Origin of the sequence: Streptomyces sp. NPDC049577 (genome assembly GCF_040675635.1) — a bacterium.
Taxonomy (GTDB): Bacteria; Actinomycetota; Actinomycetes; order Streptomycetales; family Streptomycetaceae; genus Streptomyces.
The window spans coordinates 1-5,269 of sequence record NZ_JBFAPH010000400.1; the positions used below are offsets into that span (position 1 = coordinate 1).

Annotated in this window: 5 protein-coding genes and 1 pseudogene; 1 reads left to right on the top strand and 5 read right to left on the bottom strand. The window is 75.0% G+C overall.

Translation table 11 applies throughout. The features are described 5' to 3' along the window. The 3 genes from AB0K09_RS29450 to AB0K09_RS29460 all read right to left on the bottom strand — a co-directional run. Positions 1 to 284, bottom strand: a 284-nt coding sequence (locus AB0K09_RS29450; protein WP_366068460.1) for an SDR family oxidoreductase, incomplete at its 3' end; no start/stop codon positions are given. Between the two features lie 21 nt (positions 285 to 305). Then, on the bottom strand, positions 306 to 1,496 hold the full coding sequence (locus tag AB0K09_RS29455) for an acyl-CoA dehydrogenase family protein (protein WP_366068461.1): 1,191 nt from the start codon (positions 1,494 to 1,496) through the stop codon (positions 306 to 308). Continuing rightward, positions 1,493 to 2,824 carry a hypothetical protein gene (locus AB0K09_RS29460; RefSeq protein WP_366068462.1) on the bottom strand — a complete coding sequence of 444 codons (1,332 nt, stop codon included), beginning with the start codon at positions 2,822 to 2,824 and terminating at the stop codon, positions 1,493 to 1,495. The genes AB0K09_RS29455 and AB0K09_RS29460 overlap by 4 nt, the downstream gene beginning before the upstream one ends. A gap of 409 nt (positions 2,825 to 3,233) precedes the next feature. Here AB0K09_RS29460 and AB0K09_RS29465 point away from each other — a divergent pair, with 409 nt between their 5' ends. Continuing rightward, positions 3,234 to 3,917, top strand: coding sequence for an SGNH/GDSL hydrolase family protein (locus AB0K09_RS29465; RefSeq protein WP_366068463.1), 684 nt, complete (start codon positions 3,234 to 3,236; stop codon positions 3,915 to 3,917). A gap of 66 nt (positions 3,918 to 3,983) precedes the next feature. On the opposite strand, the gene AB0K09_RS29470 is transcribed toward AB0K09_RS29465, so the two are convergent. Both AB0K09_RS29470 and AB0K09_RS29475 read right to left on the bottom strand, forming a co-directional pair. Next, positions 3,984 to 4,916, bottom strand: coding sequence for an acyl-ACP desaturase (locus tag AB0K09_RS29470; RefSeq protein WP_366068464.1), 933 nt, complete (start codon positions 4,914 to 4,916; stop codon positions 3,984 to 3,986). 19 nt (positions 4,917 to 4,935) lie between these two features. Further along, positions 4,936 to 5,269, bottom strand: a pseudogene (locus AB0K09_RS29475) (3-oxoacyl-ACP synthase); the annotation flags it as partial.

Here is a 5,269-nt window from a genome sequence, read left to right on the forward strand (position 1 = left end):
CCGGCGCTGTGCCACCACTCGTCGACGTCGGCGGCCAGCCGGTGGCGGTCCGCCTCGGCGAGGCCCAGGCCGGGGCGGAGCAGGTCGGCGCGGAGCAGCCGTACGCGGCGTTCCGCGTGGTCGGGCAGCGGCACGCCGGTCGCGCGCAGGGCGCGCAGCAGCCGCTGCCGCCCTGCCGGCCCGTCGTCCCGGACGAGGGCGACGGCGTCCGCTCCTCCGGCCAGGAGGCGGGCCAGCAGGTGGGAGCCGAGGAAACCGGTGGCACCGGTCAGTGCGATGAGCATGGGGCTGGGCTCCGGTCGGGGTCAGTACGACTTCGGCAGGCCGAGCATGCCGTGCGCGACGTGGTTGAGGATCATCTCCTGGCTGACGGGGGCCGCGCGGATGACCCGGGACAGCCCGAGCAGCGGCGCGACGCCGTACTCGCTGCACATGCCGTTCCCGCCGAAGACCCGCAGGACCTCGTCGACGGTCCGGGCCGAGGCCTCGGCGGCGGCGTACTTGGCCATGTTCGCGGCCTCGCCGGCGGCCTTGTGCCGGCCCAGGTCGTACAGGGCCGCGGCCCTGGCGGCCATCAGCCGGGCCAGCTCCACGTCGATCGCGGCCCGGGCCAGCGGGTGGGCGATGCCCTGGTGGGCGCCGATCGGCACGTCCCACACGGTGCGCCCGCACGCGTACTCCACCGCTCGGCGCAGGGCCAGCGTGCCTACCCCGTTGGCCAGTGACGCGCCCACGAGGCGCTCCGGGTTGAGACCGGCGAACAGCGGCTTCAGCCCGCCCTCCCCGTCGGTGACCCGCGCGCCCCGCGGCACGCGCACGTCGTCGAGGAAGAGCACGTGCTGCTCCTCGGCGAGGGCGACGTCCATCGGAATGGGCCGCCAGGTGAGGCCGGGGGCGTCGCGGTCGACGACGAACAGCCCGGGGCCCAGGCCGCCGGACGGCAGTTCGGCGCGGGCGACGACCATGACGGCGGCCGCGGTGTCGACGCCGGAGGTGAAGACCTTGCCGCCGCTCAGCAGCCAGTCGCCCCGGTCCGGCCGGGCTGTCGTGGTGATCCGGTTGCTGTTGGAGCCGGCGTCGGCCTCGGTGAGGGCGAAGGCCATGGTGGCGCTGCCGTCCGCGATCCCGGGCAGCCACCGGCGCTTCTGTTCCTCGGTGCCGTAGCGGGCCAGGATCGTCCCGCAGACGGCGGAGGACACCATGAACATCAGCAGCGGGCAGCCGTGCGCGGCGACCTCCTCGGCCACGACGCACAGTTCGGTGATGCCGGCGCCCCCGCCTCCGTACGCCTCGGGCAGGTGAACGCCGGTGAAGCCGCAGCGTCCCAGGTCCGCCCACAGCTCGGCGCAGCGCTCGCCCGCCCGTACCTGTTCCAGGAAGTAGGGCATGCCGTAGGCGCGGCCCACCTGGGCGACCGCACGGCGCAGCGCGGCCCGGTCCTCGCCGCCCAGAGTCACGGCGCAGTCGGCCTCGGCGGCCCGGGGCGGCGGGATCACGCGGTACCCCTCCCGTCCGCGGTGCCGGCCAGGCCGTCGGCCGGGGCGCGGGGGGCCGGCGGGGAGACCGCCGTCGCCTCGCGCAGTTCCTCGACCGCCTGCTGCCACAGTGCCGGGAACCGGTGCGCGCCGGTGACGGCCGTGTCGCTCACCACGGCGACCTGCGCGGTCGAACGGAACGTCGTCAGGCAGATGTTGAACGGGTGTCCGGGAGGCAGCAGTGTGATCGGCAGGATGTCGGTGAGCCGCGCCGGCACCGCCGACCCGTCCTCCCCGCACGGCACGTAGGAGGAGACGAACGAGCCGTAGCGCGGGTCGAGGAAGCGGGGGAACCCGAAGCGCACCAGCCACTCCGACGAGCCGCACAGCAGGTCCTGTGCGGTCTGGCGCACGCGCGGCGACTTGAGTGGGGCCGCGGCCGCCACCGTGCCGGTGAGACGGCGCGACGGGTCGCTCTCGTGGCACGGCAGCCGTACGCGCCGGACGAAGCAGCGGTTGCCCCAGGTGGACGGCTCGTCCGTGCGGCGGACGTTGAGCGCGACGGCCACCGACAGCGGTGCGGGAGTCCGTCCGGTCTCCTCGCACCAGGCGCGTACCGCGCCGGCCAGGGCGGCGAGGTAGGCGTCGTGAACCGTGCCGCCGGCCGATCGGGCGACGGCACGCAGCACGGGCAGAGACGTGGCGGCGGTCGAGATCCGGCGCCGGCCCGAGAGGCTCCACGGTCCGCCCAGTCCGTTGGGCGTGCGGCGCAGATAGCCGCCGTACAGCGCCACGGACGTCACCACGGCGCGGACGAACCGGACCACGGATGGCGCGGCGGCCTGCTGACCGGCGGCGGGCCGGGGGGAGGGACCGGGGCCGGCCGGGGAGAACAGCGTCTGCAGGGTGTGCCCGATCGCCATGCCGTCCTGCCAGGCGTGGTGCACGCGGTAACAGAGGCCCCAGCCCTCGCCCGACGACGGCCGCAGCAGGCACAGTTCCCAGGCGGCGCCCGCCGGCAGCGGCCCGGCCCACCGCTGCCGGGCCGCGTCCAGCACGGCCGTGCGGCCCGTGCCGTCCGCGACCGTCTCGGTCAGGTGACGTGCCACGTCGAAGCCGGCGACCGGCCGCCAGCGCACGTCCGCCGGCGGTCCGTGCAGTTCGTGCGTCAGCACGGGCAGGGCAGGGAGAGCGGCCAGTACGACCTGCCGCACGTCCGCCAGGGACGGCGCCGGGCCGTCCAGATACATGATCGCCCCGACATCCGGGAGGGCGTCCGGGGCACCGTCGCCGAGCGCGAGGAAGGCCCGGTCCAGGGCGGAGGCCCGGCGACTTGGCGGAGCGTCCACGGATGAGGTCCCTTTCTCGCGCGGCTCCGCCGGGCGCTGAGCCGTACCGTCGTACAGCGGGGCCGACTGGCGGAACCACCATGCTGCGGGACACGGCCCGGCCGTGTGTCCCGCCGTTCACCGGGACGGCCCAAGGAGTAACCCGGAATCGTCACGGGATCCGCGCGTGGTTGACGCCGGGCGGTCGGCGCCCGGCGTGCCTGCGCGCTGGAGCCCCCGATGCGGTGGCCCGCCGCCCGGAACCGCGTGTCGGGGCCGAGGGCCCCGTGGCCGCTGGCTAGTCTGCCTGCCCATGAAGGACTCCGGGGGTACCGGCACGTGGTGCGGCCGCCCCGGGACGGCCGCGCGGCGGCTCGTGAGGCGGAGGACCCTGGGGTGGCGGTCGGCCCGGCGGATGGCGGACCGTGCCGTGCGGTGGTACCTGGCCGCGCTGATGGCCCGTCCGCCTGCCGTTCAGGCACTGCGCGTCCCGTCGCCCGACGGGCGCTACGGACCCGCGGGCGGAGAGGCGATGTCGCTGGTGTTGCTGGGCGACTCGCTGTCCGTCGGCGTGGGGGTGCGCAGGCGGTGGGAGACTCCGGGGGCACAACTGGCACGGGGCATCGTCGAGAAGACGGGCAGAGCGGTCGAGCTGAGGGTGCTGGGCCGGGCGGGGGCCACGACCGGGCAGCTGCGCCGTCAGGTGCGCGCGCTGTCGGGCGTGCCCGTCGGCACAGCAGTGATCATCGTGGGCTGCAACGACGTTCTCCTGCCGGTCCGCCTCGGCCGGGCGGCCGCGCGTCTGGGCCGCGTCGCCGCCGGGTTGCGGGCGGCCGGCTGGCAGGTGGCCGTGCTGCCGTGCGTGGACTGGTCGGCGGCACCCGGCCTCCGCCGGTGGATCCGTGCCACGGCGATCCGGCGGTCACGCCGCCTCGCCGCGTTGCAGCGGCGCGCGGCCGGGGAGGCGGGCGTGCGGGTGGGAACGCTGCCCGTGGACGACTTCCGCGCCAGGCCGGCGGAACTGTTCAGCCCGGACGGCTGCCATCCTTCGGCCGCGGGGTACGCCTTGCAGTCGGCGCGAGCGGTCGGCGACATGTTCTGGACCGGACCGTGACCGGGGCGCCGTACTGAGGAGAAGGACGGCAGGATCCGTTGCGGTCCCGGTGGTCGACGGGTGCGGTCAGCCGGCGGCCCCGGCACGCGCCCGCCCGGTCCGGCGTGCCAGCTCGCGTACGCGCTCGGCGGCGCCGGGCAGGCTCTCCAGATGCCGCCCGATCCGCTCCAGGGCGTGTTCACCGTCCGGGCCCAGGCCGGTGAGCGTCATGACGCCCAGCGCCCGCAGAAGCGGCTGGAGGACGTGCTCGCGGTGGACGTCGAGGTCGTAGATGCCGGCGGCGGCGATGCGCAGGGCGCGCAGGTGGAAGGCGGGGACGGTGGTGCCAGGCATCTGGAAGGCGCACACGACGTCGGCCAGCGTCCGCACCGCGGCGTCCGGGGCGATGGCAAGGGCGTCGGCGTACAGGCCGCGATAGAAGAGCATGTGGAGGTTCTCATCGGCCGCGATCCGGCCGAGCAGCCGCCGGCCGGCCGGATCCGCGCACAACTCGCCGGTATTGCGGTGGGCTTCCCGGGTGGCGAGTTCCTGGATCATCACGTACGCCAGGGAATGCAGCGGCGTGGGGTGCTCGTGGGCGTAGCCCCGAGAGACGTGGCGCATCCGTGACTCTTCGAGGAGAACCGGATCCACGGCCCTGGTCGTGTGCAGGTAAGCCCGAAGGGCGTCGGAGTGCCGGGCCTCCTCGGCGGTCCAGCGGTGTACCCAGGCGGTCCAGTTCTCGTCCCCGTCGAGGACCCGGTGCAACTCGTGGTGGTAGGCGGGCAGATTGTCCTCGGTCAGCAAATTGACCAGCAGAGCGTCCCGGACCGCGGGTGGCATCCGGGACTGCTCCGCGGTCCACGGGGTGCCGCCCAGCGGGCCGTCGAAGTCGCGGCCGCGGCTCCACGGCACGTAGGTGTGCGGCAGCCAGGCGGAGGCGCCGGCCAGGTGCCGGTCCAGCAGGCGGGGGAGCGAGGGACGCAGCTCCCTCAACCAGTCGACGGGCTCGGCTGTCATCGTCGTCGGCTCCGGAGCGTCAGGGGGCGGTGAGGACCAGGACCGCGTTCTGGCCCCCGAATCCGAACGAATTGCTGACGGCGGCGCGCATGCGGTGCCGGCGTGGCACCTTGGCCACGATGTCGAGGTCGATGTCGGGATCGAGGCGTTCCAGGTTCGCGGTCGGCGGGATCTCCTGGTGGACGAGGCTCAGGACGGTCAGGGCCGCTTCGATGGCGCCCGCACCCTCGATGGCGTGCCCGAGCACGCTCTTGGGGGCGGTGACCGGCGGGGGGCTGCGGAAGACGGTGTGCAGGGCGCGGGCGCCCGTGGACGGTGCCCCAGCCGGTGACGACGCCGTCCGTGTGGGGCCT